This window comes from Psychrobacillus sp. FSL K6-1464, assembly GCF_038003145.1.
GTDB lineage: Bacteria > Bacillota > Bacilli > Bacillales_A > Planococcaceae > Psychrobacillus > Psychrobacillus psychrotolerans.
Genome location: NZ_JBBOOP010000001.1, coordinates 561,057 through 583,663 on the forward strand (window position 1 = coordinate 561,057; position 22,607 = coordinate 583,663).

Genomic DNA, 22,607 nt, shown 5'->3' on the forward strand with positions numbered 1-22,607 from the left:
GAAATTCATGACAATAGTAAGTTTGAATATTTTGTGAAAGTGGTAAAATGTTAAGAAGGAGAACTATATGGAAAGAGGTGGAAGAATGATGTTGGTGAGGGCGACAGGAAACGGTACTTTGAAATTAATAGCAGAAGCAGAACAACGTAAACAAGCCTTTCAGCGTAAAGATGTAGGACAAGCCTATCGTAAAAATGCTGAATATTATCAGCCTAAAAAGAATCCTACATTAGCAGACTTAGAGGATTTGTTACTTGGGAAGAAGGAAAAAGAAAGTGATTCCCCCGAAATAAGTGCGGCAGTTAAAGAGTTTCAGCAACTAGAAAAAAGCAAAAGTATGCTAGAAATAAAAGGACCAGCAGTTCCAGTGCAAATAGTAGGCGGGCCTACCCCTGAAAAGACGATAGAGCTATTAGAGAAAGTTAGAAGTTCTGCACTTGCTCCTGATCACCTGAGTTCCGAAGACTTACGACTAGCGGCCAATGCTACTGCAAAAATACAAACCGTTCAAACACAAATTACATTAAACGAAGAAGCAACTAGACAAATCGAGGTTGAAGCAAAAAGACAAAGAGAAGATGAGGCTGCGGTATCTAATCGCTCTGTTCAATATGACCTACAATCCCCTGGGGTGCAACGGGAGGATTTACAGAAAAAAAGATATATAGAACAAGCAATTGCAAAATACTCATTTCAAGTGCAAATGAAAAAATATGGCTTTACTGACCAACAGCCAAGTTTCTTCCGCATAGCATAAGAAGGGGCTTCCAAATATGAGCAAAAAACAAAAGACGAATGCGGTGCGTAAACTTGAACAGCAGAACATTGCGTTCGATATAATAGAATATGAGCTAACTGGCGATCAAGTAGACGGGGTAACTGTAGCAGATAAAATAGGCTATCCCGTTTTTGTTGTTTATAAAACACTGCTTGTTACCGCTGGAGCAAATAAGCATTTTGTTTGTATTATTCCAGTACATAAAGAATTAGATTTAAAAGCAGTAGCAAAAGTGGTAGGAGAGAAGAAAGTTGAGTTGTTGCCGTTAAAGGAATTGCAGCCAACTACTGGTTATATTAGAGGGGGATGCTCCCCAATTGGGATGAAGAAATTATTCCCAACATGGATAGATGCAAGTGCAGAGAGTCTTGATTTTATCCTCGTAAGTGGTGGGAGAATAGGTCTTCAACTAAAACTAAGTCTACAGGATTTACTTCAGCTAACGAATGGGCGAATTGCAACAATTATTAAAATGTAATCATTTGATAAAAACACCGTTATAATTGACCTACTATATACTGGAGACTTCTAGGCGGTTTTCAGAAACAGGAAGTAGGATTTCAAATGAAGCAATTAGTTTGGCGTTGGATTTTTTTTGTTACGGGAGTCACTACTATGGCGTTGGGAATTTCGATGACCATTAAAGGACAGCAATTTGGAATTGGACCATGGGATGTATTTCATGTTGGTTTATATAATCATCTTGGTTTAACTATCGGGACTTGGGCAATTTTGACGGGTATCACGATTGTATTGGTCACGATGATTGGAACGAAGAAATTTCCGCAGCTTGGTACATGGCTAAATATTCTTTTTATAGGATCGTTTATTGATGTGTTTAACTGGCTTTTACCTGATATCACAAGCTATATAGGGCAAATAATTATATTTGTTATTGGGGTTGTTATAACTGCAGTCGGTGTAGGGGTTTATGTTTCTCCAAATGTTGGAGCAGGTCCACGTGATTCTCTTATGCTGTTACTCATGGCTAAAACAGGTTGGAGTATTAAAAAAGTAAGAACCGGAATTGAAATAATTGTGGCACTTGCTGGCTGGGCACTTGGTGGACCGGTTGGACTAGGTACTATTATTATCGCGTTATTGCTTGGACAGATAGTTCATTATTCATTGCCTTTGTCTCAAAAACTACTATATACCATTTCCGGTTATACATTGCCGTATGTGAAAAAGAGTGTGGAAAATCAAACTTGATTTTCCACACTCTTTTTCATATTTTACTAGGACAGTGCATATAGTATTTCTTGAAGGAATGATAGGGAGGATGACGCTATGAACGGGGTAATTACTCATTATATGGGAAGGTCATATACGGGACAAGGTGTGAAAAACTTTTACAAGGAAATTATTCAAGAGGCGAACAAAGTATATTTCTTTAAGGGGCCGACCACCTATCGATTGACCGAGATATTCAAGGAAATAGGCTATAATGCAGTGCGTAGAGGTAAAAATATGGAGTGGTTTTATGACCCAATGCATGAGGATTTGCTGGAAGGCTTGTATATTAATGAAACAAAAACACTTTACTTACAAGCTGACACTGTAGACCCTATCTATTACGGGGCAGGACACGAATGGGTACCCTATTATGAAGCATATAATGACCGCAAACTTCATGATATTGGACCAATAGTAAAAGAAAAGCAGATTACTAATGATGTATGGCTATCAAAAGGGCTTCAAGCATTATCTCGAGCAAAAAAAATTCATGACGAATGGGAACTGCTTATACAAGGAGCCATAAATTGGGAAGGTATAAACACTTTGCTTGAAGAACGTACTAAGAAAAGTATTGGTAATATTCAACTTCAAAAGAATCCAAAGGTTACACATCGGTTAATGGGTTCTCTTACTCCACTTGGTGCAAAGGATACTTTGGAGTCTATTTCTAAAAACTTGAAAAATAGATTGTATATAAAAGGATTACCGGGTAGTGGAAAGTCTTCTTTTATGAAGAATTTTGGGGAAGAGGCAAAGCTACATGGATTAGATGTAAGGTATATTTGGTGTGGCTTGGATGCAAATAGTGTAGACGGGATAGTGATTCCAGAACTCCAATTATGTGTGGTCGATGCGACGAGTCCTCATGTTTATGAGCCAGAACGTAATGGAGATGAAATTATAGACTTCTTTCCACATATCAATCAAACCATGTTAAATGAAGATAAAATAGTAGAGGTAAGAAATGACTATGCAAGTGAGATGGAACTTGCTCAAGATTATTTATGCACATATTCGGGAGAATCGAAAATGATTAAGATGCTTTACGACTCAGCAATTGAAGAGGAAAAGTGGAGAGAATTACAGGAGAAAATGCTTGAAACGATAAGATGAAAGCATGGAATTAATCGGAGAATAGCAATAACAAGGCCCTACGGACAAATGTCTGTAGGGCTTTAAAATAGCAGCTTTATTTTCCTCAAACCTTTTCACATGGTAAGATAGAGTAGAATATGACCCGTGAAAGGATGAGTAACATGTCTCACATATTAAATAATTTTTTAACTGAAAACTTAAATGAATTGAAGAACCAAGGTTTATATAATGAAATCGACCCAGTAGAAGGTCCTAATGGCGCGAAAATAAGTGTGAAGGGCTCTGAGCTCATTAATCTCTCATCGAATAACTATTTAGGACTTGCAACAAATCCAGAGCTAAAACAAATTGCAAAAGATGCGGTGGACAAGTATGGAGTTGGAGCTGGAGCTGTCCGTACGATTAATGGAACACTAGATCTACATGTGAAGTTAGAACAAAAGCTAGCGGAATTCAAAGGAACGGAATCGGCTATATCTTACCAATCAGGTTTCAACTGTAACATGGCAGCTATTTCTGCAGTGATGGACAAAAACGATGCCATTTTGTCAGACCAACTAAATCATGCGTCTATTATTGATGGATGCCGACTGTCTCGTGCGAAAATCATAGCATTTAACCACTCCGATATGGATGATTTACGTGCTAAAGCAAAAGCTGCAACAGAATCAGGTCAATATAACAAGGTGATGGTTATTACAGATGGCGTTTTCTCGATGGATGGAGATATTGCGAAGCTTCCAGAAATCGTGGAGATTGCGAAGGAGTTTGATCTAATAACTTATGTAGATGATGCACATGGTTCAGGTGTAACTGGTAAAGGGAAGGGAACTGTGAAGCATTTCGGTTTAGAAAAAGAAATCGATTTCCAAATTGGTACTCTTTCTAAAGCAATCGGTGTTGTAGGTGGATACGTTGCAGGTAAAAAGGATTTAATCGACTGGTTAAAGGTTCGTTCACGTCCATTTTTATTCTCCACAGCATTACCACCAGGTGATGTAGCAGCAATTACTGCAGCAGTTCAAATGATTATTGATTCCACTGAATTACACGACAAACTTTGGGATAATGGTGACTACTTAAAAGCAGGTTTATCGAAACTTGGATTTAACATCGGAGCATCCGAAACACCGATTACACCATGTATTATTGGCGATGAAAAATTAACGCAAGTCTTCTCCAAACGACTATTCGAGGAAGGCGTTTATGCCAAATCTATTGTCTTCCCAACCGTACCAAAAGGGACAGGACGCGTTCGTAATATGCCTACCGCAGCCCATACGAAAGAAATGCTAGATGAAGCCATCGCTGTTTATGAGAAAGTTGGTAAAGAGCTTGGTGTAATTAAATAGTTTAAAACAGCTACCAAGTTTAAAACTTGGTAGCCTTTTTTATGGAAACAAAGTTAAGTTTAATTTTTCATATTTGTTTCTATCCATTTAAATGAATAAAAAAATTATAATTTTGAACATCCTTTGACTAAACAAAATGCTATCCTCAGCTACTAATCGAAAAGTGCTCAAATCATCTTTTTCTTACTATAATTAAATCTATTGCATAAGGCATAACTGCAAATAGACAAGCACCGTTAATGCAACTCCTAAAACAAATATAGAGATGTATGGAAGTAGTCTCATATAGGCCTCCTGTACTTCATTATAAGAAACTCTTTTAAAGTTGTATTGTGTTTATTGAGGGAACAATGTATAATTAATTTCACGAAAGACTAGTAATATCAATGGTTTTGGCATCAATTTTGTACTCCTCAAAAATACAAATGTTTTTGGAAGGAAGAATAATATGAAAAAAATTATGGTTACCGGAGCTCTAGGGCAAATCGGTTCAGAGTTAATAACCAAATTGCGAAAAGAGTATGGTTCAGACAATATATTAGCAACGGATATTAGAAATGTTGTTTCACCTGTATCAGAAAGTGGTCCTTTTGAAATTTTAGATGTGACCGATGGGGAAAAAATGCATCAACTTGCGAAGGATTTTAAAGCAGATACGATGATCCATATGGCAGCTCTTTTATCAGCAACTGCAGAGGCTAAACCATTACTTGCATGGAATTTAAATATGGGTGGGTTAGTAAATGCACTAGAAGCTTCTAGAGAACTAGGTTTGCAGTTCTTTACTCCAAGTTCTATTGGAGCATTTGGGCCTTCTACGCCTAAAAAGAATACTCCTCAGGATACATTACAGCGTCCAACAACGATGTATGGAGTGAACAAAGTCTCAGGTGAATTATTATGTGATTACTACTTTAATAAATTTGGGTTAGACACACGTGGATTGCGTTTCCCAGGGCTGATTTCCAATGAAACTTTACCTGGTGGTGGAACGACTGATTATGCAGTGGATATTTATTATAAAGCGATTAAAGAGGCTTCGTATACATCATATATTGCAGCTGGAACATATATGGATATGATGTATATGCCAGATGCTTTGCAGGCAATTGTGGACTTAATGGAGGCAGATGCTTCAAAATTGATCCATCGCAATGCGTTCAATGTAACGGCAATGAGCTTTGAACCAGAGCAAATCGCAGCATCTATCCGTAAGGAAATACCGACTTTCACTATGGACTTTGAAGTGGATCCGATTCGTCAAGCAATAGCAAATAGCTGGCCAGATTCTATAGATGCAGCTGCTGCAAAGGAAGAATGGGGCTTTTCATATAAATATAATCTAGATGCAATGACAAAAGATATGTTAACTAAACTAGCAGCAAAACAAACAGCGGACCTTCTATAAGGTCCGCTGTTTTTCTGTTGTATCATTAATTAAAAGGAATTTGGTGCTATAAAAATTGGATAGCATTTTTTCTCTAATTATCTAAAAACGACGATGGACAGTAAAAATCCATAAGATTACCGAGAAAAAAGAGACTATTTGTGACATTAGTCACGAACAGCCTCTTTGAAAATCAAATGGTAATCATATAGCATAAAATCTGTCCAAAGTACTTTAACAATAGATTTAATCTACAAAGACCGGGTGTTTTTTATACCTGGTCTTTCTTATTTAAAACAATATATGTGCGACTACTGCAATGATTGGGAATGAAATAAGCGTACGTAATAAGAAAATAACGACTAAGTCTTTAATATTAACCGGAATTTTTGAACCTAATAACAAGCCACCAACTTCAGACATATAAATCAGCTGCGTTACAGACATTGTAGCGATAAAGAAGCGAGTCATTTCTGATTCAATAGATGCTCCAAGAATAGACGGAAGGAACATATCCGCAAAACCAACAACCATTGTTTGTGCTGCTGCCGCTGCTTCTGGAATACCAAATAACATTAATAGGGGCTCAAAAGGTTTACCTAAAATAGTAAATACCGAAGTATACTCTGCAAGCATTAATGCAATTGTACCGAATGCAAGTACTACAGGTGCAACTCCAATATACATATCAATCACATTTTTTATACCATCCGTAAAAAACTTGCCAATTGAACGGTTTTTACTAGCCGTGTTCAATGCATTTTCTAAACCATGCGTAACGGCATTATAATTTTCAGGGTATTTCTCTGCTTCTAAATCAAGAGGACGTCCATCAATATGTGTATCCTCTTTTCCAGCAAGTGGGTAAATTCTTGGCATGATAAACGCAAGTACAACACCACAAAGTAGAACGGTTAAATAATACGGTATAAAGTAATTGCCTAAACCAACTTGATCTAATACAACGATACAAAATGTTATAGAAACAACGGAGAAAGTAGAACCAATAATAGCTGCTTCTTTCTTCGTGTAATAACCTTCTTCATACTGTCTACTAGTAAGCAAAACTCCGATTGTCCCATCTCCAACCCATGAAGTAAGTGCGTCAACGGCAGAGCGACCGGGTAACTTGAATAGAGGACGCATGATTTTCACCATCATCGTACCAAAGAACTCCAATAGTCCGAAGTTTAGTAGTAGAGGTAACAACAATCCTGCGAATAGAAAAATGGTAAATAGGAAGGACACCAGTCCAGTAGGACTTAATAACATTCCACCTGTATTTTCACTCCAAATTGCCTCAGGACCAATCTGCCAGATGATCAAAATAGAAAAGACTGCACCGACAATACGTGTAACTGTCCAAAAAGGAGTTACTTTGAATAAGTTATTGATAAAAGTCTCTTCTTTTGGTCTGAACAGAAAAATAATCGAGCCAATGGCAGCGATTAAAAGTGTTACTAATGCAACCCATTGGACGACTGGTTCAAGTAAGGTAGAAAGAATACTAGCAAACCATGCAATAGGTATTTGAATTCCTTCGTCAATAGGTAGAGGAATCATAAAAAGAATAACACCTGCTATAGATGGTAGCAGGAATAATAGCCAAGTGGATAAAGAAAACTTTTTCATGCAAAAGACCAACTTTCTATATATATGAATATTTATACATCAAATAATACTGTTTATACATAATAATTCAATTGCATGAAGAAGTCTATAGCTTAAAGAAAGTTCCTTTATTCGAAATCTTTGGAGAAGTCATATGTGTAAAAACGTTCGAAGTTTAGCCAATTTTCTGCTTCAGTTTCTCCATCAGCTAGACGTTTATCCATTTCTTCTAACATCCATGCAGTCTGTGAAATATGCGCACGCATAGATCCCATTTTTTGTTCTGCAGCTTCTTTAATGTTATGAACAATATCTGGCTCTCCTAAGACTTCCTTAGAATCATTTGAAAACGCTAAAGCATAAATTGTTGGGCGTTGTTCCTCAGGCATACGTCTCACTGCGCGAATCATTGCACGTCCAGTCGCATCATGATCAGGATGAACTGCATAATTTGGATAAAACGTAATTACTAGGGAAGGGTTCGTATCAGAGATTAGGTTTTGCATCATCTCTACCATTTTTTCATCGTCCTCAAATTCTACCGTTTTATCACGTAAACCCATCATACGAAGGTCTGTCACTCCCATTGCTTTAGCAGATGCAAGTAGTTCATCTTTGCGAACTTGCGGCAATGTCTCACGAGTGGCGAAAGGAGGGTTTCCTAAGTTTCTTCCCATTTCCCCTAGTGTTAAGCAAGCGTATGTAACCGGAATTCCTTGCTTAATATAAGTTGCTATTGTACCTGATACCCCAAATGCTTCATCGTCAGGGTGAGGGAATACAACTAATACATGTCGTTCCATTGGTAATGTCATTTATGTGTCCTCCTTAGTAAGTAAATGGTGTTTTGCTAATTTGTAATGCAACGGCCAATTTCCCAGTTTGGTCATGTCCAGCCATCAATAATCTTCCGTGCTCATCTAACTCGAAATGGGTAATCCCTTGTGCATATACCCAACCATGCGGGAGTTTTAACCCTATACGATGTGGAGATTCTCCTGCTATTTTCCCAAGTTCGTAACGTATGATAACGTTACGAATGAATGCACCCGCATTAAACACACTCTCATTAAAATGTGCCGCATAGGCTCCATTTGTTGTTTCTAAATGTATATATACATCTTCGTTTGCAAAATTATTCAAAAGCTCCTGCAAGCGTTCTACTTGAACAAGTTCCATTCATATTGCCTCCTAGTATACTGTCTGCTATTAGTATAATGAAAAAAACTTAATGATGCGAATGATTGAATTAGACACAAAAAAACTCGTAAGTCATCGATGACTCTACGAGTTTTTAAATACTTATTAAACAGTTGTAGTAGTTACTTCTGGAGCGCCGAATTTACCTTTAGCACCGTGAAGAACTGGTCCAACGTATTGATTTAATTTCCAACCGTGTGCGATAGCGGCTGAAACGAATTCTTTCGCCTCAAAAACTGAATCGGCAACAGAAAAGCCATTAGCTAAATTTGCCGTTATTGCTGCAGCAAACGTACATCCAGCACCATGATTAAACGTAGTTTCTGTTTTTTCTGTTTCTAAAAGTGTATGTGTTTGTCCATCGTAAAATAAGTCTACAGCTTTTTCATGCTTTAACTGCTTACCACCTTTGATGACTACATTTTTCGCACCAAGAGCATGAATTTTTTCTGCGGCTGCTTTCATATCCTTAATTGTGTGCAATGCACCAAGGCCGGAAAGTTGTCCAGCTTCAAACAGGTTAGGGGTAACGACTAATGCGCGTGGAAGTAAAAACTCGATCATTGCATCCACTGTCCCCGGATTAAGGACTTCATCCTCGCCTTTACATACCATAACAGGGTCAATTACTACACTTTTAACTCCAGCTTCTTCTATAATATTACCGGCTGTCTCTATAATTTCTTCCGTACTTAACATACCAGTTTTGATAGCATCCACATTTGTAGATAATGCCGTTTTTGCTTGGCGTTTAATCTCTTCTACTGGCAATGAGAATACACCGTGGCTCCAACCGTTATCAGGATCCATAGTAGCAATAACTGTTAAAATATTCATGCCATATGTACCGTGTTCTTGGAAAGTCTTTAAATCTGCTTGAATTCCAGCTCCACCAGAAGTATCGGAACCAGCTATTGTAAGTGTTTTTTTGATAGACATTGGACTTATCTCCTTTTTCTATGCTGCGTATAATTATTTTATTGTAGCAGATTTTTTCGGATATTTACATTAAGGAATCTTAGGAGCTGTCCAGAACTTATATAAAACAAATAAACAAACAACAACAAGTATACCTGTTACAAGAGAGCCAACTATAATTTCGTTTACCCATAATGAAACAGATAAGAAAATAAGGAATGCAATAAGTAAAACAAATACAAAAATAAAGCACCCCAATCCAATGTTTTTAGCTCCTTCTGGAACCATATTGGTACTAGCTGCTTTTTCAATCTGTTTTAATTTTTCTCGATAGTGAAAATCTGCCATTTGAAAAAACTCCTTTTTTTTATCGTACCATGGTAGATTAGTTGTTAATAGCGAAACTTTTAGCTAATGTAAACGTAATAGATTTAGAGGAAAGAGGGATGATATGCGAAAAGAGGACAAGATTCGTGAAATGGAAAAGCTCTTGGAAGAATTAAAAGCTCAAGATGAGTCGGCAGCTACTATTGCAGAAAGCCCTTCACGTAAAGGATTTAATGCTTGGAAGATGCCACGAACTTTATACAGGTTTGGTACAAAGTCCTTCCTACTTATTGGACTACTCATTCTCTTATTAATAGCAGCCCTTCCATTTGCAGCTTTTTGGGCTATTAAAGGAAGTACGTTCACTGAAAGTAAAGGCTCATTTGTGGAACAAGTACAAGCGTTAAATGAGTTGTCAACTGCCCAGGCTTATACGAAAGTAATTATTGAAAGACAAGATAATGCAGTATTTGGAAAAGAGATTGGCATTGATTTACCTGGCACTAAGCGACAACTTCTAGTGGTTATACCTGGTTCCGTCAAAGCAGGTGTCGATTTTTCGCAGGTGGTCGAGTCAGATATAGATGTAGATGAAGAAAATAGGACGGCTAAGTTAATATTGCCAAAGCCTGAATTTCTAGGTGGACCAGAGATTTTATTTGAACAGGTAGAAGTATTTTCATATGAAGGACTATTCCGTGAGAAAGCAGATATTAAAGAGGGATATGAACTTGCAGAGACTGCAAAAGAAATGATGATTGAAGAAACAACTGGACAAGGTATTTTAGAGCTAGCAGAAGAAAATGCGACTAAGTCAGTGAAAGAAATGTTCCAGTTAGTGAATTATGATGTAGAAGTGGAGTTTAAGGAGTGACAAGTACATGCCTAGTTGGAAAGATGTGTTAAGAGAGGAACAGGAGAAGCCTTATTTTAAAAAGTTACAATTATTTTTAGATGAGGAATATGCATCTCAAACAATTTTTCCCAAACGTACCGAAATCGACAGTGCGTTTAAGATGACCACCTATGATAATGTCAGGGTAGTAATTTTGGGACAAGACCCTTATCACGGAGAAGGGCAAGCCCATGGGATGAGCTTCTCTGTGAAGCCAGGTGTTCGTATACCTCCAAGCTTAAGGAATATGTTGAAGGAATTAGAAGATGATTTAGGTTGTCCTCTTCCAACGAGTGGATATTTAGAAAAGTGGGCGAAACAAGGGGTCCTTTTACTAAATACAGTTTTAACTGTACGAGCAGGAGAAGCTAACTCTCATAAAGGAATGGGTTGGGAAACTTTTACGGATACAGTAATCCAAAAGCTCTCCAACCGAGACAAACCTATTATATTTGTTTTATGGGGTAAGCCAGCGCAGTCTAAAATAACACTAATTGACACAGAAAAACATACGATTCTTCAAGCACCTCATCCAAGCCCATTAAGTGCACATCGAGGATTTTTAGGAAGTAAGCCGTATTCTAAAATCAATGCGAGTTTAGCTGCATGGGGGGAGGAACCAATCGATTTTTGCCTATAATTATGCTACGATAGGCAATGGAAAGTAGGGGAGGACATTGGCTGTAAATTGTTTCAAATGTCGACATTTCTTTACAACATGGGAAGCGAGAAATCCTCGTGGTTGTAAAGCTTACGGATTTAAAACAAAGGAACTTCCCTCCGTAGTAGTACTGCGTTCCTCAGGAATGGAATGCATGAAATTTGAACCAAAGCAAGTGGAGGGACTAAGACGATGATTTCTAATGAGCAACTATTAATGCAAATAGATAAACATCTAAAATATGCAAAAACTAGTGGCAATGAGCAATCTTTCAGAGAATCATTAGTTGCGATTAAAGCATTGTGTGATGTTGGTTTAGAAGTGCAAATTCCATTACAAGTTCCAACTACTAGAAGTGTGCAAACGACTTCAACAATTTTACCTACACAACCAGTTGCTATAAAAGAAGAAGATGCAAATGGTGATTCCCTATTCGATTTTTAAGAGAAAGAAGGAGAGTTTCGTGAAGTTTTTTATTATAGCAGGTGCTATTAACGGTTTTTTATCCGTAGCACTTGGAGCCTTTGGAGCGCATCTTTTGGAAGGTAAAGTGGCTGACAAATACTTGGCAACATGGGAAACAGCGGTACAATACCAGATGTTCCATGCATTAGCTTTAGTTGCTATTGGTATATTGATGAGTAGCAAGGTACTCGGTCCAATTTCTACCTTGAATACTGCAGGATACTTTATACTTGCAGGAATTATTATCTTCTCAGGTAGTTTATATGTATTGAGCTTAACAGGTATTAGCATTTTAGGTGCAGTAACACCAATCGGTGGAGTAGCATTTTTAGTTGGATGGATTATGCTTATAGTAGCCGCGGTAAAATACGCAAACTAATCGGAAAGTCGAACCTATCAAGGGTTCGGCTTTTTTGTTTCTAAATTTTTTATCCGTACACCAGAAAGTATATATAAATACAGGATGAACATTGGATTTAATGAATTTTTAAGAATGAATAATACTACTGATTGAACAAAGGCTAAGAGCGCACCTCGTGTGGCAACGCAGATAATAAGAGTAGCCTAAGGTTATATAGGGATAAAACCGTCTGTTGAATTAGACTACTATTCTGTAACGAAGAATGTAGAAAGTTGATTTCTTTTAACTAAGGTCCTTTTATCCTTACTCATCAAAAGGTCGCCAATTGCTTGATCTTGTTCCAGAAGAGTTAAAATCGCCTACCCTTACCGGTGAGTGGGAGTAAAAACTAGAAGCAATCGCGAATGGCAAATTGAAAAAGTATACAAAAGAAATTGTTGCAGAAATAAAATGCAGTGATAAGAAGTACAAAAGTTTGACGATTAACTTTCGCTATTCAAAAAACACCTGCCTCATCTCATTGGATGAAGCAGGTGTTTTTCATGTTATAGGTTATTTGCTTTTTTAACACTATTGTAGAACAGAATTCCGCTAGCTAGTAAAAGTACACCAAATATAAAAGTTATCAAGTCTGCAGTACCAGCATAGATGACCCAGATGGAGTAAAGGGTAGCAAAAAAACCAATGATTCCGTCCAATATTCGAGTTCTTTTCGCGGTGTACGTTTCCCCTGTATAGACTAGCTTCAACTGGAAAGTGGAAGCGATAAAGTAAGGAACCAAGTACGACAGTGTGGCCACAATAATCATGAAATCGAATGCTGCGGCAATTGTATTAGAAATAGTGGAGAAGATAAACAATTGTCCTATCCCGTTTGTAATGATCATCGAGAAAACAGGTATCCCTTTTTCATTTACTTTTAAGAACGAGGGAATAAATAATCCCTGTTTTGCTGCTTGATACGGAATTTCAGCGCTTAGCATAACCCAACCAACTGTTGAGCCGAATAAACTGACTAGCCCAATTGCAGCTAGAACTTTACCTCCAACTGGCCCAAGTACAGTAGAAATAGCATCAATCAGTGGTTTATCGGACGCTACGAGTGCGTCATGGTTTAACATTCCTAAAACGAGAGTGCTAATTCCAATATAGATGGCAAGGGCAATAAGCAGTCCGAGAATGGTAGCACGTTTCACATCAATTGATTTTTTGGCACGTGATGCAAAAACAATAGCGGATTCAACGCCTACAAATGCCCACAGTGTTGCGACTGCAGCGTTATTAAGCTGTCCAAATAACCCGATTTGATGTCCAAGCTCATCGTATCTTGGTGCAGCAAATGGAAGGATATTTGCTTTCTGGAAAGCAAACAGGCCAATCACAATGAATAACAGAAAAGCGATTACTTTTGTAGCTGTTGCCACTAGATTGATTTTCCCGGCACCCTCCATCCCATTAAGAATAATAAAATGAACTCCCCATAATAGAAGAGAACAGACAATAAAAGTTAACGCATTTCCTACTTTTAATGTAAAGGAGCCGATTGTAATAAGCTCTGCCTGACTTATTAAGATTGGGAAAAAGGTGGATAGATAACCTGCAAACGTCGTAATGATAGCGATGTTCCCGACCAAATTTCCAATCCAATATCCCCAAGAAGACATAAAACCCGATAGAATTGAAGAATTGCTTCCAGTTTTGAACAACTCCTTGGCATAGATTTGTGGTCCACCGTTTAAATCAGGTTTTCTGATTGCCAAGTTTCCGAATACAAGGGCAATCATCAAAACCCCGCCACCTGTAATAAGCCAAGCGGACAGAGCACCAGCTGGGCTGGCAACCTCACTTAATGTGCGTGGTAGCATAAAGATACCTGAGCCCACCATATTACCAACTACTAATGCAGTCAGTATCCATAAACCAAGTTTTTTATTTGAATCCATTCCTAATTATTCCTCTCTAATGACCTCTAAAAAGAGTATGTTATTTAAAAACAAGCATAGTTAAAACCTCTACTCTAGCATGAGTAGAAGTGGGTGATATTTATTCACTCGTAACAATATAGAATCATGTTAGCTAAAAGTCAAATGTCACCCAATTCCGATTATAATTAAGTGCATACCATTAAATCTGATTATCTAAACTTCGGTTTATAGTAGGTAGAGAAAAAAAGTGCCTGGTACCGAAACTTATTGCGTGACATAATTGTCTCGCTTGAGTCTCGGTGCCAGGCACCATTTTCTTATAGAGTGATTTAGAATAGACCAACTGCTTCACCGTCAGGACCAACATCCACTTTTAGAGCAGCAGGCTGTTTTGGTAAACTAGGCATCGTCATGATGTAGCTAGTCAGGCAAACTAAGAAACCTGCACCTAGCTTAGGTAAGTGCACGGATAGTTGCTACAATAACGACAGCATCCGGATGGAAATTACCTTTTCTTGATTTGATGTGCATAAATTTTTCAGCACCTAGATCAGCTCCGAAGCCTACTTCAGTCACGACCACACCCGCAAGTCTGCGTGCAGTGTTGGTGGCGATTAAAGAGTTACACCCGTGCGCAATGTTCGCAAATGGGCCGCCGTGGATAATTGCTGGTGTCCCTTCAATTGTTTGTACCAAGTTAGGTTTGAACGCATTCTTTAGTAGTAGTGTAAGAGCTCCTTCGACCCCAACAAATGAATATTGTCTACTGGTAAATTCAATGGAGCATAAAAAAAAGAAATTAGTTCCCAATATCCCACATATATCCTGCATTACCGTATCGTTTATCATTTTCCTCTTTTAAAACAAGCAACTGCTTTTTTGTGCATTTATTTCATCTGAAAAGACCTGGTGAAACTTGTAACGTTTTAAAGCATAGGCAATGATGTCCTCAAAATTTATAGAGAACTCTTCATTCGGTTCTTCAGGGTCATTACTGTAAAAATACATATTAAAATCTCCTTTACCATGCCCACTGGACCATAAGCAAAGTAACGATTTGAAGTTTTCAATCCCTCAACATTAAGTGTTAACTCCCACGAATCGAAACTTTCTCGAATTGGCCCAACAGATACATCAGCAGAGAAAAAATTTCATATCTACGTTTTTATTATAAGAGGACCGGGTCTGAGTTTCACTCAAACAACAAAAAAGCTTATTCGCATAACGAATAAGCTTTAAGTATTAAGCGTAATAATTAATTTCTTCATCAAATGTTACATAATCTAAGTAAATCATAAGCATTAAGTATCTTTTGCCATTTGGATCACTAATAATAACGTGATCGCGACCAGCAGCTTCTATATAGCCGGTAACTACAAAATTATTCCTTTCTCGGTTGTTCTCGAACGTAAAATAGAATGTACCTAACTTGCCTTTGTTGGCTCTTAAAATATTTTCAATATAAGATTCTTCCTGACCTCTAATAGCTGCCGGTATTTGAGGGGGGGTCATAGGTTGTTGCATTTGCTGCTGTTGAGGGAAACCTCCAGGGTGCCAATAATATTGAACCATTCAAACATCCTTTCAAATTTATATTTGGGGACAATCTGCAGTAGAAGGTGCGAAGAAGCAATGTGATTTAAAACGGCCTGTATTCGGTTGGTTATACCATTGTGCAGGACATTCTCCTGCTGGTTCAAAAAACCATAATGAACGAGTTGCAGGGTGAAACCGCTCCCCATTAATCACTCTTTGGGCAAGTTTTTTATCTTGCTCACGTGCACTTTGATAGAAGTACGACTTCTGTGTTGCTTCAAATCCTCCAGGGCTTTGAAAAACCATTTCCTCCAGCGTACGTATATCTTTGAAATCTAGGCAGGCAGCACGAACTCTATTTACTCCTACGTTCCCTACCATGAGCATGCCAAGCTCACCCTCACCTTCAGCTTCTGATCGCATCAGCCTCGCAAGTAATTCCAGTTGCTTCGTGTTGGATTTGACGACTGCCATTGCATCACCTCCTACCCATACACTATGCAAACAGATTGCAAATGATGAACAAAGTTTGTATAGACATATAGAAGCAAAAAAAAAGACTGCACAATAGCAGTCCTTTCATTTTAGATATTAAAGAATGTAGAGCGTTTCTCTCCTGCAAGAATAGTACCAGTGAAGAATGATCCAAATTCTGCATAACGAGCGCTTACTTCGTCAAAACGCATTTCATATATTAGCTTTTTAAATTGAAGAACATCGTCTGAGAATAGTGTTACGCCCCATTCAAAATCGTCAAAGCCGATAGATCCAGAGATAATTTGCTTAACTTTTCCAGCATAGCTGCGACCGATCATACCATGGCTACGCATTAAATCTTTACGCTCTTGCATTGGAAGCATATACCAGTTGTCATTACCGTCACGACGCTTGTCCATTGGATAGAAGCAAATATATTGAGAACGTTGAAGCTCTGGATATAAACGTGCACGTACATGTGGGTTTTGATATGGATCTTCGTTAGATTCACCAGCAAGGTAGTTAGACAATTCTACTACTGAAACATATGAGTAACCTGGAATTGTGAAATCGGCAATTGTTAATTTATTAAATCTTGCTTCTAGTTCTTGAAGTTCATCCATTGTTGGACGTAATGTCATTAACATAAAATCAGCTTTTTGCCCAACGATTGTGTAAAAAGCATGTGCTCCTGTTTTAGCATCATCCGCAAGTTGCATTTCATCTAAAAATGCTACGAACTCATCTGTAGCTTGTTTGCGTAGTTCTGGATCTACTTGTTTCCACGATGCCCAGTCCATTTGGCGGAAATCATGTAATACGTACCAACCATCTAATGTAATTGCTGCTTCATTCATAAATTATGACACTCCTTTAGATTAAAAATATCTCCCATTTAGTGTATCATATAGTCCCGAACATTTCTTCTAATGGTACGGCTCGCACATGACAATCTGTGACAATCTCGTGTATGCTTGAAGTAACAAAAAAGAGCGTAGGAGGAGACAATATGGCAGATTTATTTCAAGAGATAAAAGAGAAATTAAGGGACGCCAAACTATCCATTATATTGCCAGAGGGAAATGATGAACGAATCATTTCAGCGGCATTGAAACTCCAGGAAGAAGGAATTATTCATCCTATTATTATTGGAAACAAAGAAGAAGTCCCTTCTGCTTTAACTGTTATTAACCCTCAAAATTATGAAAAAATGGACGAGCTTGTCGCTGCTTTTGTAGAACGTCGAAAAGGCAAAGTGACAGAAGAACAAGCTCAAGAGATCCTACAAGATGTTAATTATTTCGGAACGATGCTAGTTTATATGAAAAAGGCAAATGGCTTGGTAAGCGGAGCAGCGCATACGACTGCTGAAACGGTACGTCCTGCATTACAAATTATTAAAACAAAGCCAGGAATCTCGAAAACAAGTGGAGCATTCATTATGGTGAAAGGGGAGACTCGGTATGTATTTGCGGATTGTGCGATTACCATTTCCCCAACGAGCGAGGATTTAGCAGAAATAGCGGTTGAAAGTGCTAAAACAGCTGCAGCCTTTGGTATAAAACCGAAAGTGGCGATGCTATCCTTCTCTACAAAAGGCTCGGCGCAATCAGAGGAAACTGAAAAGGTAGTGAGAGCAACTGAATTAGCCAAAGAGTTGGACTCCACTATTCTAATAGAAGGAGAGCTACAATTTGATGCAAGTATAGTCCCTGAGATAGCGGCGAAAAAGGCGCCTGATGCTGTACTACAAGGGGATGCGACTGTATTTGTATTTCCTTCATTAGAGGCAGGGAATATTGGTTATAAAATTGCGCAACGTTTAGGTGAGTTCGAAGCAATTGGCCCTATTTTACAAGGATTGAATGCACCAGTTAATGATTTATCACGAGGTTGTTCTGCAGAGGATGTTTATAAGTTAGCTTATATTACTGCTGCACAAGCACTTATTTGAGGAGTAGTCACATGTCAGAAATAGAAGTTTTATTGCAGCAAGAAAAATGGCGATTTTGGGATCAATCGCTTAGTGGGAAAAGTAGATCTGCACTTGAATCATTCGCATCAGATGATTTACTATGTCACCTAGTAGGACAACAACAGTCACCGGCTACTGTACGTACGTGGGTCCACTCTCAAACTGTTGTTTTAGGTATACAAGATCACAGACTCCCGTTTGTGGAGGATGGGCAGAACTTTCTTCGTACCCAGGGATATTCCCCCATTGTACGAAATTCGGGAGGACTAGCAGTTGTTTTAGATGAGGGTGTACTAAATGTATCTATTATTTTACCGGAAGCGAAGCAGGCGATAGATATTCCTACTGGTTATGAAGTGATGCTTGCATTCGTCGAGCTTTTATTCCCCGAAGCAGATGGGAAAATAGAAGCTTATGAAATTATTGGATCGTATTGTCCAGGTTCATATGATTTAAGTATAGATGGTAAAAAGTTTGCGGGAATTTCTCAGCGAAGATTGCGTCAGGGAATAGCAGTGCAGGTGTATCTATGTATTGAAGGTAGTGGAAGTGAACGAGCAGAACTGATACGTAGATTTTACGAAATTGGCATTCAAGGTGAAAATACTAAGTTTACATATCCAGATATTAAACCAGAAGTGATGGCATCTATGAATGAACTGCTAGATACCTCGTTTAGAGTAGAGGATATCGTTATTCGTATCCAACAATTGCTCCAACAGTTGTCAGACACAGTCATCCATCAATCTGTCACACCTGATGAAATGGACTTGTATATGTTTTACATGCAACGAGTAGTAGATCGCAATAAAAAAATGCTAGAAAAATAAAATAAAAACCACCAATCTTCTAAACGATTGGTGGTTCTTTAGATACGAGATTACCATTCTTCTCCATTTGGAAAACGGGTACTGCTGGTATTTCCTCGTCGTTTAAAGTTACAAGACGTCTTGCACGGTTCATGATCTGAACGAATTGCTCGTAATCTTGTTTAATAGCTGCGTTTTCTTTTTCTAGTTTTGCAAGCTCACTCTCTAATTTACGAATCTTTTCATTTGATATAGTTGAAAGGTGACGGTATCTAGAAACATCTGAATCACTATGTTGCAAACGTACGAGATATGCAATGATAATATCGATGGATAATGCAGATACCGGAATGGATTGGGTGCGTTCACCATCATCTTGAGATTTAGCTAGATAAATTCCATTTCCTCTTCGTCTATAATCTTTTCCTAATATACGAAGCTTTTCTTTTCTTTCTTTTTTCGCTTCCTTTAACTCATTTTCATATTGATGACGAACGACTGCGTTCCAGCGAAATCCACAAGCTGCTGCAGTTCTATTTAATTCGTCTCCTGCTTCTTCAAATGCGTTTAGTTGCGTGCTGCCTTCTCGAACGTGACGTAATACCATCTCTGCTAGCATTTCATCATTCTCTGTCATCCAGGCGTCTTGTCTAATTTTTACCATGTTCTTCCTCCTGCCATGTTCATAGTTTCGTTGTTCTATTAACATAATGGTCAACTTAGTGCTCTTTTATTCACGTAATATACACTTGATAGCAATATAAACTTTAAGATACAATGACCTGTAGACTATTACTATTAAACATTCAGCTATTTGTACTAAAACTAATGAAAAAATGATAATGTTTCCGGCGAATATCGCAGATATTAAGAGGAAGCAATTACGCCAAGACGTAATGAATGAAAGGGGTTGAAGACTATGGCAAACCATTTTCGTGTTTGCGATGAGTGTCAAGCCGTCAATTTAAAAACATTAATACCTAAACTAAAAGCGATTGATCCGGAAGCTGAGATTGAAGTGAAAGAATGTCAGTCGTACTGCGGTCCCGGACGAAAAAAAACATTCGCCTTTATCAATAATCGTCCCGTTGCTGCGTTAACGGAAGACGAATTAATGGAAAAAGTACGAGCGAAGATAGCAGATTAACAGAACTTTTGCCGTGTATTCAATATGCGGTTTTTTCTTTATAATGAATACTAAACTACATTTCGGAGGTGGAAGAATGAGCTATGCGACACAAAAGCTAGCAGAAGAAAAAGTGTTTAAAGATCCAGTTCACCGCTATATCCACGTTCGTGATCAGGTCATCTGGGATGTTATCGGAGCAAAAGAGTTTCAACGACTTCGCCGGATTAAACAGCTCGGAACTACATATCTAGTTTTTCATGGTGCCGAACATAGCCGTTTTAATCACTCACTAGGTGTGTACGAAATTGTGAGAAGAATCGTAGATGATAGCTTTAGTGGACGTCCAGAATGGGATGATTCAGAAAGGCTAGTAGTATTATGTGCTGCTCTTCTCCATGATTTAGGGCACGGCCCATTTTCTCATGCATTTGAGAATGTATTTGGGTTAGACCATGAATATTTCACCCAACAAATAATACTTGGCGATACGGATGTCAATAAGATACTAAAAAGAGTTAGCGAAGATTTTCCGCAACGAGTTGCCGATGTTATCGGTAAAACATATCCAAACAAGCAGGTAGTAAGTTTAATATCCAGTCAAATAGATGCTGACCGTATGGATTACTTGCAAAGAGATGCTTATTTTACTGGGGTAAGTTATGGACATTTCGATATGGAAAGAATTTTGCGTGTCATGCGACCAAGAGAAGACCAAGTAGTCATCAAATCGAGTGGAATGCATGCAGTGGAAGATTATATAATGAGTAGATATCAAATGTATTGGCAAGTATATTTCCATCCAGTTTCCCGTAGTGCCGAAGTAATTTTGACGAAAGTTCTACATCGAGCAAAAGCATTGAGTAAAATGGGTTATGATTTTAAACAGCAACCGACTCATTTTAGAGGATTCTTTGATGGTACATATACTTTAAATGAGTACCTTGCTTTAGATGAAGGGGTATTATTAACTTATTTTCAGTTATGGATGTCAGAAGATGATCCCATTCTATCGGATTTGAGCGATCGTTTTGTGAACCGGAAGCTATTTCAATATATAGAGTTCGATTTAGCGAAAGATTATATGAAGATGAAAGAATTAGAATTACTATTCAAAAAAGCGGGTATAGATCCAGAGTATTACTTAGTGTTCGATTCCTCTTCAGATCTACCATATGATTTTTACCGTCCAGGAGAAGAAGGCGAACGAATTCCAATACATTTGCTAAAGCCTAACGGAGAAATTCGTGAGCTATCACGTGAATCGGATATTGTAGAGGCAATCTCTGGGAAAAGAAGAACAGACCATAAATTGTACTTTCCAGAAGATATCTTGACGAAGGACGGAAAGAAAAAAGCATTGAAAAAACAAATACTCGATTTATTAACTTAATGATTTGAAGTAAAGGAGGGGTCTAAGTGATAGAAGAACATGCAAAAGTTGTGCAATTTATCGGAGCAGCGGATGGCATTACGGGTCGGAAAAAACTGCAAAAAATGATTTACATCGCAAAAAAACTTCAATATCCATACAAGGAAAAATACGAATTCCATTTTTATGGCCCTTATTCAGAAGAGCTTACCTTACGGATCGAAGAATTATGTAATATGGGATTCCTACAAGAAGAACGCCAAGACAAAGGCTCCTATGTACAATATAAATACCAAATGACTGACGCAGGTGAGCATTTTACTAAAATGGCTCAAGTTCCTGAAGCACCAAGAGATTTGGTAGCATGCATTAACCAAATGAAAGATAAAAGTTCCCGTTTCCTTGAACTAGTATCGACGTTATTATATTTCGATTATCTCCCAAAAGAAGAGCAAATCGAAAAACTTCATGTCGTAAAAGGAAAACTCAATTTTTCAAAAGAAGAAATCGACGAGGCCTTCACATTTGTCATGAACCTCATGAACGAAAGAGCTATCCAATAGGATGGCTTTTTCTTTTGGAGAATTCATCCGTTCCGGAAATACAAGTTAGCGCAGCTGAACGCAAGTATGATACGGGCACAAGTAATTTCCGCTCCAGGCGGACGCTTCCCGTGGGCACGGCTTCAATCTGCTCGTCACTACGAAAACATATGCTCCTGCGGTTACTCGTCGCAAAGACATTGGTCTGACAAAGTTTGACCAATGCCTTTCCTGCGGGGCTTTCAGCTCGCGCTGTTCCCACTGGAGTCGTCACCTTGCGCTCCAATCAACCAGTTTCGCTTTATATAATCGGATAATTGGATAAAATACCACATAAATATACATATTTTATTTTAAAAATTAGTAACGATGAAATGAACTCTTATAAAAGAAAATTCTTTCTTCAAATTTCTTGAAAAATAGTATACCTAATAGAACTGACGGTTTTTTCCCTAAATTAACTTTGACTACTCTTATTATCTAAGCGATAAACTATGCTCTATCTTATAGTTGAGTACCACTTGCTCAATTGGTTGTAGTGAAAGGTGGCGACTCC

At 38.1% G+C, this 22,607-nt stretch carries 27 protein-coding genes and 1 pseudogene; 15 read left to right on the plus strand and 13 right to left on the minus strand.

Going from position 1 to position 22,607, the window contains the following annotated elements; genetic code table 11:
• Window positions 1-85 precede the first annotated feature (85 nt).
• The 6 genes from MKX39_RS02760 to MKX39_RS02785 all read left to right on the plus strand — a co-directional run bounded on the left by MKX39_RS02760 (window position 86) and on the right by MKX39_RS02785 (window position 5,872).
• Window positions 86-757, plus strand: a complete 672-nt coding sequence (locus MKX39_RS02760) for a hypothetical protein (protein ID WP_340768193.1) — start codon at window positions 86-88, stop codon at window positions 755-757.
• Window positions 758-773: 16 nt separating this feature from the next.
• Complete coding sequence (gene ybaK / locus MKX39_RS02765) at window positions 774-1,256, plus strand: Cys-tRNA(Pro) deacylase (RefSeq protein ID WP_340761426.1); 483 nt, start codon at window positions 774-776, stop codon at window positions 1,254-1,256.
• An 86-nt stretch (window positions 1,257-1,342) separates the two neighbouring features.
• On the plus strand, window positions 1,343-1,990 hold the full coding sequence (locus MKX39_RS02770) for a YczE/YyaS/YitT family protein (protein WP_340761427.1): 648 nt from the start codon (window positions 1,343-1,345) through the stop codon (window positions 1,988-1,990).
• A gap of 78 nt (window positions 1,991-2,068) precedes the next feature.
• Window positions 2,069-3,130 (plus strand): hypothetical protein, encoded by a 1,062-nt coding sequence (locus MKX39_RS02775; RefSeq protein ID WP_340768195.1) that lies wholly within the window; start codon window positions 2,069-2,071, stop codon window positions 3,128-3,130.
• A gap of 143 nt (window positions 3,131-3,273) precedes the next feature.
• Window positions 3,274-4,464 (plus strand): glycine C-acetyltransferase, encoded by a 1,191-nt coding sequence (locus tag MKX39_RS02780; protein ID WP_340768196.1) that lies wholly within the window; start codon window positions 3,274-3,276, stop codon window positions 4,462-4,464.
• A gap of 448 nt (window positions 4,465-4,912) precedes the next feature.
• The gene (locus MKX39_RS02785; RefSeq protein WP_340768197.1) at window positions 4,913-5,872 is read left to right on the plus strand and encodes an L-threonine 3-dehydrogenase; all 960 of its coding nucleotides are present in this window, start codon (window positions 4,913-4,915) and stop codon (window positions 5,870-5,872) included.
• Window positions 5,873-6,142: 270 nt separating this feature from the next.
• Here the strand turns inward: MKX39_RS02785 and MKX39_RS02790 are convergent, their stop codons facing one another.
• The 5 genes from MKX39_RS02790 to MKX39_RS02810 all read right to left on the minus strand — a co-directional run bounded on the left by MKX39_RS02790 (window position 6,143) and on the right by MKX39_RS02810 (window position 9,928).
• Window positions 6,143-7,483, minus strand: a complete 1,341-nt coding sequence (locus MKX39_RS02790) for a YjiH family protein (RefSeq protein ID WP_093535871.1) — start codon at window positions 7,481-7,483, stop codon at window positions 6,143-6,145.
• 107 nt (window positions 7,484-7,590) lie between these two features.
• A complete protein-coding gene (bshB2, locus tag MKX39_RS02795) occupies window positions 7,591-8,277 on the minus strand; it encodes a bacillithiol biosynthesis deacetylase BshB2 (RefSeq protein WP_093535869.1) in 687 nt (228 codons plus the stop codon).
• 13 nt (window positions 8,278-8,290) lie between these two features.
• Entirely contained in the window at window positions 8,291-8,641 is a 351-nt protein-coding gene (locus MKX39_RS02800) for a YojF family protein (protein ID WP_093535867.1), read from the minus strand.
• Between the two features lie 126 nt (window positions 8,642-8,767).
• The gene (thiD, locus tag MKX39_RS02805) at window positions 8,768-9,601 is read right to left on the minus strand and encodes a bifunctional hydroxymethylpyrimidine kinase/phosphomethylpyrimidine kinase (RefSeq protein WP_340768199.1); all 834 of its coding nucleotides are present in this window, start codon (window positions 9,599-9,601) and stop codon (window positions 8,768-8,770) included.
• Between the two features lie 69 nt (window positions 9,602-9,670).
• Window positions 9,671-9,928, minus strand: a complete 258-nt coding sequence (locus MKX39_RS02810; RefSeq protein ID WP_093535863.1) for a hypothetical protein — start codon at window positions 9,926-9,928, stop codon at window positions 9,671-9,673.
• 103 nt (window positions 9,929-10,031) lie between these two features.
• On the opposite strand from MKX39_RS02810, the gene MKX39_RS02815 reads away from it, so the two are divergent.
• The 4 genes from MKX39_RS02815 to MKX39_RS02835 all read left to right on the plus strand — a co-directional run bounded on the left by MKX39_RS02815 (window position 10,032) and on the right by MKX39_RS02835 (window position 12,307).
• Window positions 10,032-10,781 (plus strand): DUF4230 domain-containing protein, encoded by a 750-nt coding sequence (locus MKX39_RS02815; protein ID WP_340768200.1) that lies wholly within the window; start codon window positions 10,032-10,034, stop codon window positions 10,779-10,781.
• Between the two features lie 7 nt (window positions 10,782-10,788).
• Window positions 10,789-11,442: a uracil-DNA glycosylase gene (locus MKX39_RS02820; protein WP_340761431.1), complete on the plus strand. Its 654-nt coding sequence runs from the start codon at window positions 10,789-10,791 to the stop codon at window positions 11,440-11,442.
• Between the two features lie 213 nt (window positions 11,443-11,655).
• A complete protein-coding gene (locus MKX39_RS02830) occupies window positions 11,656-11,907 on the plus strand; it encodes a YwdI family protein (RefSeq protein WP_093535855.1) in 252 nt (83 codons plus the stop codon).
• A 19-nt stretch (window positions 11,908-11,926) separates the two neighbouring features.
• Window positions 11,927-12,307, plus strand: coding sequence for a DUF423 domain-containing protein (locus MKX39_RS02835; protein WP_093535853.1), 381 nt, complete (start codon window positions 11,927-11,929; stop codon window positions 12,305-12,307).
• Window positions 12,308-12,834: 527 nt separating this feature from the next.
• On the opposite strand, the gene MKX39_RS02840 is transcribed toward MKX39_RS02835, so the two are convergent.
• The 7 genes and pseudogenes from MKX39_RS02840 to hemQ form a co-directional block, all read right to left on the minus strand.
• Window positions 12,835-14,232, minus strand: coding sequence for an amino acid permease (locus MKX39_RS02840; RefSeq protein WP_340768202.1), 1,398 nt, complete (start codon window positions 14,230-14,232; stop codon window positions 12,835-12,837).
• Between the two features lie 311 nt (window positions 14,233-14,543).
• Window positions 14,544-14,681 carry a formate--tetrahydrofolate ligase gene (locus MKX39_RS02845; RefSeq protein WP_340768203.1) on the minus strand — a complete coding sequence of 46 codons (138 nt, stop codon included), beginning with the start codon at window positions 14,679-14,681 and terminating at the stop codon, window positions 14,544-14,546.
• Window positions 14,674-14,964 (minus strand): annotated as a pseudogene (locus MKX39_RS02850) (formate--tetrahydrofolate ligase); the annotation flags it as partial. The pseudogene MKX39_RS02850 and the gene MKX39_RS02845, both read right to left, overlap by 8 nt.
• Window positions 14,965-15,072: 108 nt before the next feature.
• On the minus strand, window positions 15,073-15,222 hold the full coding sequence (locus MKX39_RS02855) for a hypothetical protein (protein WP_340761436.1): 150 nt from the start codon (window positions 15,220-15,222) through the stop codon (window positions 15,073-15,075).
• Window positions 15,223-15,456: 234 nt separating this feature from the next.
• Complete coding sequence (gerQ, locus tag MKX39_RS02860; protein ID WP_093535851.1) at window positions 15,457-15,786, minus strand: spore coat protein GerQ; 330 nt, start codon at window positions 15,784-15,786, stop codon at window positions 15,457-15,459.
• Window positions 15,787-15,804: 18 nt separating this feature from the next.
• Window positions 15,805-16,224: a cell wall hydrolase gene (locus MKX39_RS02865; RefSeq protein WP_340768206.1), complete on the minus strand. Its 420-nt coding sequence runs from the start codon at window positions 16,222-16,224 to the stop codon at window positions 15,805-15,807.
• A gap of 110 nt (window positions 16,225-16,334) precedes the next feature.
• The gene (hemQ, locus tag MKX39_RS02870) at window positions 16,335-17,084 is read right to left on the minus strand and encodes a hydrogen peroxide-dependent heme synthase (RefSeq protein ID WP_093535847.1); all 750 of its coding nucleotides are present in this window, start codon (window positions 17,082-17,084) and stop codon (window positions 16,335-16,337) included.
• Between the two features lie 152 nt (window positions 17,085-17,236).
• Between hemQ and pta the strand changes: the two genes are divergently transcribed.
• Together pta and MKX39_RS02880 are read left to right on the plus strand one after the other, a co-directional pair.
• Window positions 17,237-18,181 (plus strand): phosphate acetyltransferase, encoded by a 945-nt coding sequence (pta, locus tag MKX39_RS02875; RefSeq protein WP_340768208.1) that lies wholly within the window; start codon window positions 17,237-17,239, stop codon window positions 18,179-18,181.
• 20 nt (window positions 18,182-18,201) lie between these two features.
• Window positions 18,202-19,032, plus strand: a complete 831-nt coding sequence (locus MKX39_RS02880) for a lipoate--protein ligase family protein (protein ID WP_340764365.1) — start codon at window positions 18,202-18,204, stop codon at window positions 19,030-19,032.
• Between the two features lie 19 nt (window positions 19,033-19,051).
• Here the strand turns inward: MKX39_RS02880 and MKX39_RS02885 are convergent, their stop codons facing one another.
• Window positions 19,052-19,675 (minus strand): RsfA family transcriptional regulator, encoded by a 624-nt coding sequence (locus MKX39_RS02885; protein WP_093535843.1) that lies wholly within the window; start codon window positions 19,673-19,675, stop codon window positions 19,052-19,054.
• A 255-nt stretch (window positions 19,676-19,930) separates the two neighbouring features.
• Between MKX39_RS02885 and MKX39_RS02890 the strand changes: the two genes are divergently transcribed.
• The 3 genes from MKX39_RS02890 to MKX39_RS02900 all read left to right on the plus strand — a co-directional run bounded on the left by MKX39_RS02890 (window position 19,931) and on the right by MKX39_RS02900 (window position 22,072).
• Window positions 19,931-20,158, plus strand: a complete 228-nt coding sequence (locus MKX39_RS02890) for a DUF1450 domain-containing protein (protein WP_093061364.1) — start codon at window positions 19,931-19,933, stop codon at window positions 20,156-20,158.
• Between the two features lie 76 nt (window positions 20,159-20,234).
• Window positions 20,235-21,530, plus strand: a complete 1,296-nt coding sequence (locus MKX39_RS02895) for an HD domain-containing protein (RefSeq protein ID WP_093535841.1) — start codon at window positions 20,235-20,237, stop codon at window positions 21,528-21,530.
• A gap of 26 nt (window positions 21,531-21,556) precedes the next feature.
• Window positions 21,557-22,072 (plus strand): YwgA family protein, encoded by a 516-nt coding sequence (locus MKX39_RS02900; protein WP_093535839.1) that lies wholly within the window; start codon window positions 21,557-21,559, stop codon window positions 22,070-22,072.
• The last annotated feature ends 535 nt before the right edge of the window (window positions 22,073-22,607 follow it).

Coding starts and splice junctions, on each gene's coding strand:
- MKX39_RS02760 (WP_340768193.1), top strand. CDS start 86: ATGATGTTGGTGAGGGCGACAGGAAACGGTACTTTGAAATTAATAGCA.
- ybaK (WP_340761426.1), top strand. CDS start 774: ATGAGCAAAAAACAAAAGACGAATGCGGTGCGTAAACTTGAACAGCAG.
- MKX39_RS02770 (WP_340761427.1), top strand. CDS start 1,343: ATGAAGCAATTAGTTTGGCGTTGGATTTTTTTTGTTACGGGAGTCACT.
- MKX39_RS02775 (WP_340768195.1), top strand. CDS start 2,069: ATGAACGGGGTAATTACTCATTATATGGGAAGGTCATATACGGGACAA.
- MKX39_RS02780 (WP_340768196.1), top strand. CDS start 3,274: ATGTCTCACATATTAAATAATTTTTTAACTGAAAACTTAAATGAATTG.
- MKX39_RS02785 (WP_340768197.1), top strand. CDS start 4,913: ATGAAAAAAATTATGGTTACCGGAGCTCTAGGGCAAATCGGTTCAGAG.
- MKX39_RS02790 (WP_093535871.1), bottom strand. CDS start 7,483: ATGAAAAAGTTTTCTTTATCCACTTGGCTATTATTCCTGCTACCATCT.
- bshB2 (WP_093535869.1), bottom strand. CDS start 8,277: ATGACATTACCAATGGAACGACATGTATTAGTTGTATTCCCTCACCCT.
- MKX39_RS02800 (WP_093535867.1), bottom strand. CDS start 8,641: ATGGAACTTGTTCAAGTAGAACGCTTGCAGGAGCTTTTGAATAATTTT.
- thiD (WP_340768199.1), bottom strand. CDS start 9,601: ATGTCTATCAAAAAAACACTTACAATAGCTGGTTCCGATACTTCTGGT.
- MKX39_RS02810 (WP_093535863.1), bottom strand. CDS start 9,928: ATGGCAGATTTTCACTATCGAGAAAAATTAAAACAGATTGAAAAAGCA.
- MKX39_RS02815 (WP_340768200.1), top strand. CDS start 10,032: ATGCGAAAAGAGGACAAGATTCGTGAAATGGAAAAGCTCTTGGAAGAA.
- MKX39_RS02820 (WP_340761431.1), top strand. CDS start 10,789: ATGCCTAGTTGGAAAGATGTGTTAAGAGAGGAACAGGAGAAGCCTTAT.
- MKX39_RS02830 (WP_093535855.1), top strand. CDS start 11,656: ATGATTTCTAATGAGCAACTATTAATGCAAATAGATAAACATCTAAAA.
- MKX39_RS02840 (WP_340768202.1), bottom strand. CDS start 14,232: ATGGATTCAAATAAAAAACTTGGTTTATGGATACTGACTGCATTAGTA.
- MKX39_RS02855 (WP_340761436.1), bottom strand. CDS start 15,222: ATGTATTTTTACAGTAATGACCCTGAAGAACCGAATGAAGAGTTCTCT.
- gerQ (WP_093535851.1), bottom strand. CDS start 15,786: ATGGTTCAATATTATTGGCACCCTGGAGGTTTCCCTCAACAGCAGCAA.
- MKX39_RS02865 (WP_340768206.1), bottom strand. CDS start 16,224: ATGGCAGTCGTCAAATCCAACACGAAGCAACTGGAATTACTTGCGAGG.
- hemQ (WP_093535847.1), bottom strand. CDS start 17,084: ATGAATGAAGCAGCAATTACATTAGATGGTTGGTACGTATTACATGAT.
- pta (WP_340768208.1), top strand. CDS start 17,237: ATGGCAGATTTATTTCAAGAGATAAAAGAGAAATTAAGGGACGCCAAA.
- MKX39_RS02885 (WP_093535843.1), bottom strand. CDS start 19,675: ATGGTAAAAATTAGACAAGACGCCTGGATGACAGAGAATGATGAAATG.
- MKX39_RS02890 (WP_093061364.1), top strand. CDS start 19,931: ATGGCAAACCATTTTCGTGTTTGCGATGAGTGTCAAGCCGTCAATTTA.
- MKX39_RS02895 (WP_093535841.1), top strand. CDS start 20,235: ATGAGCTATGCGACACAAAAGCTAGCAGAAGAAAAAGTGTTTAAAGAT.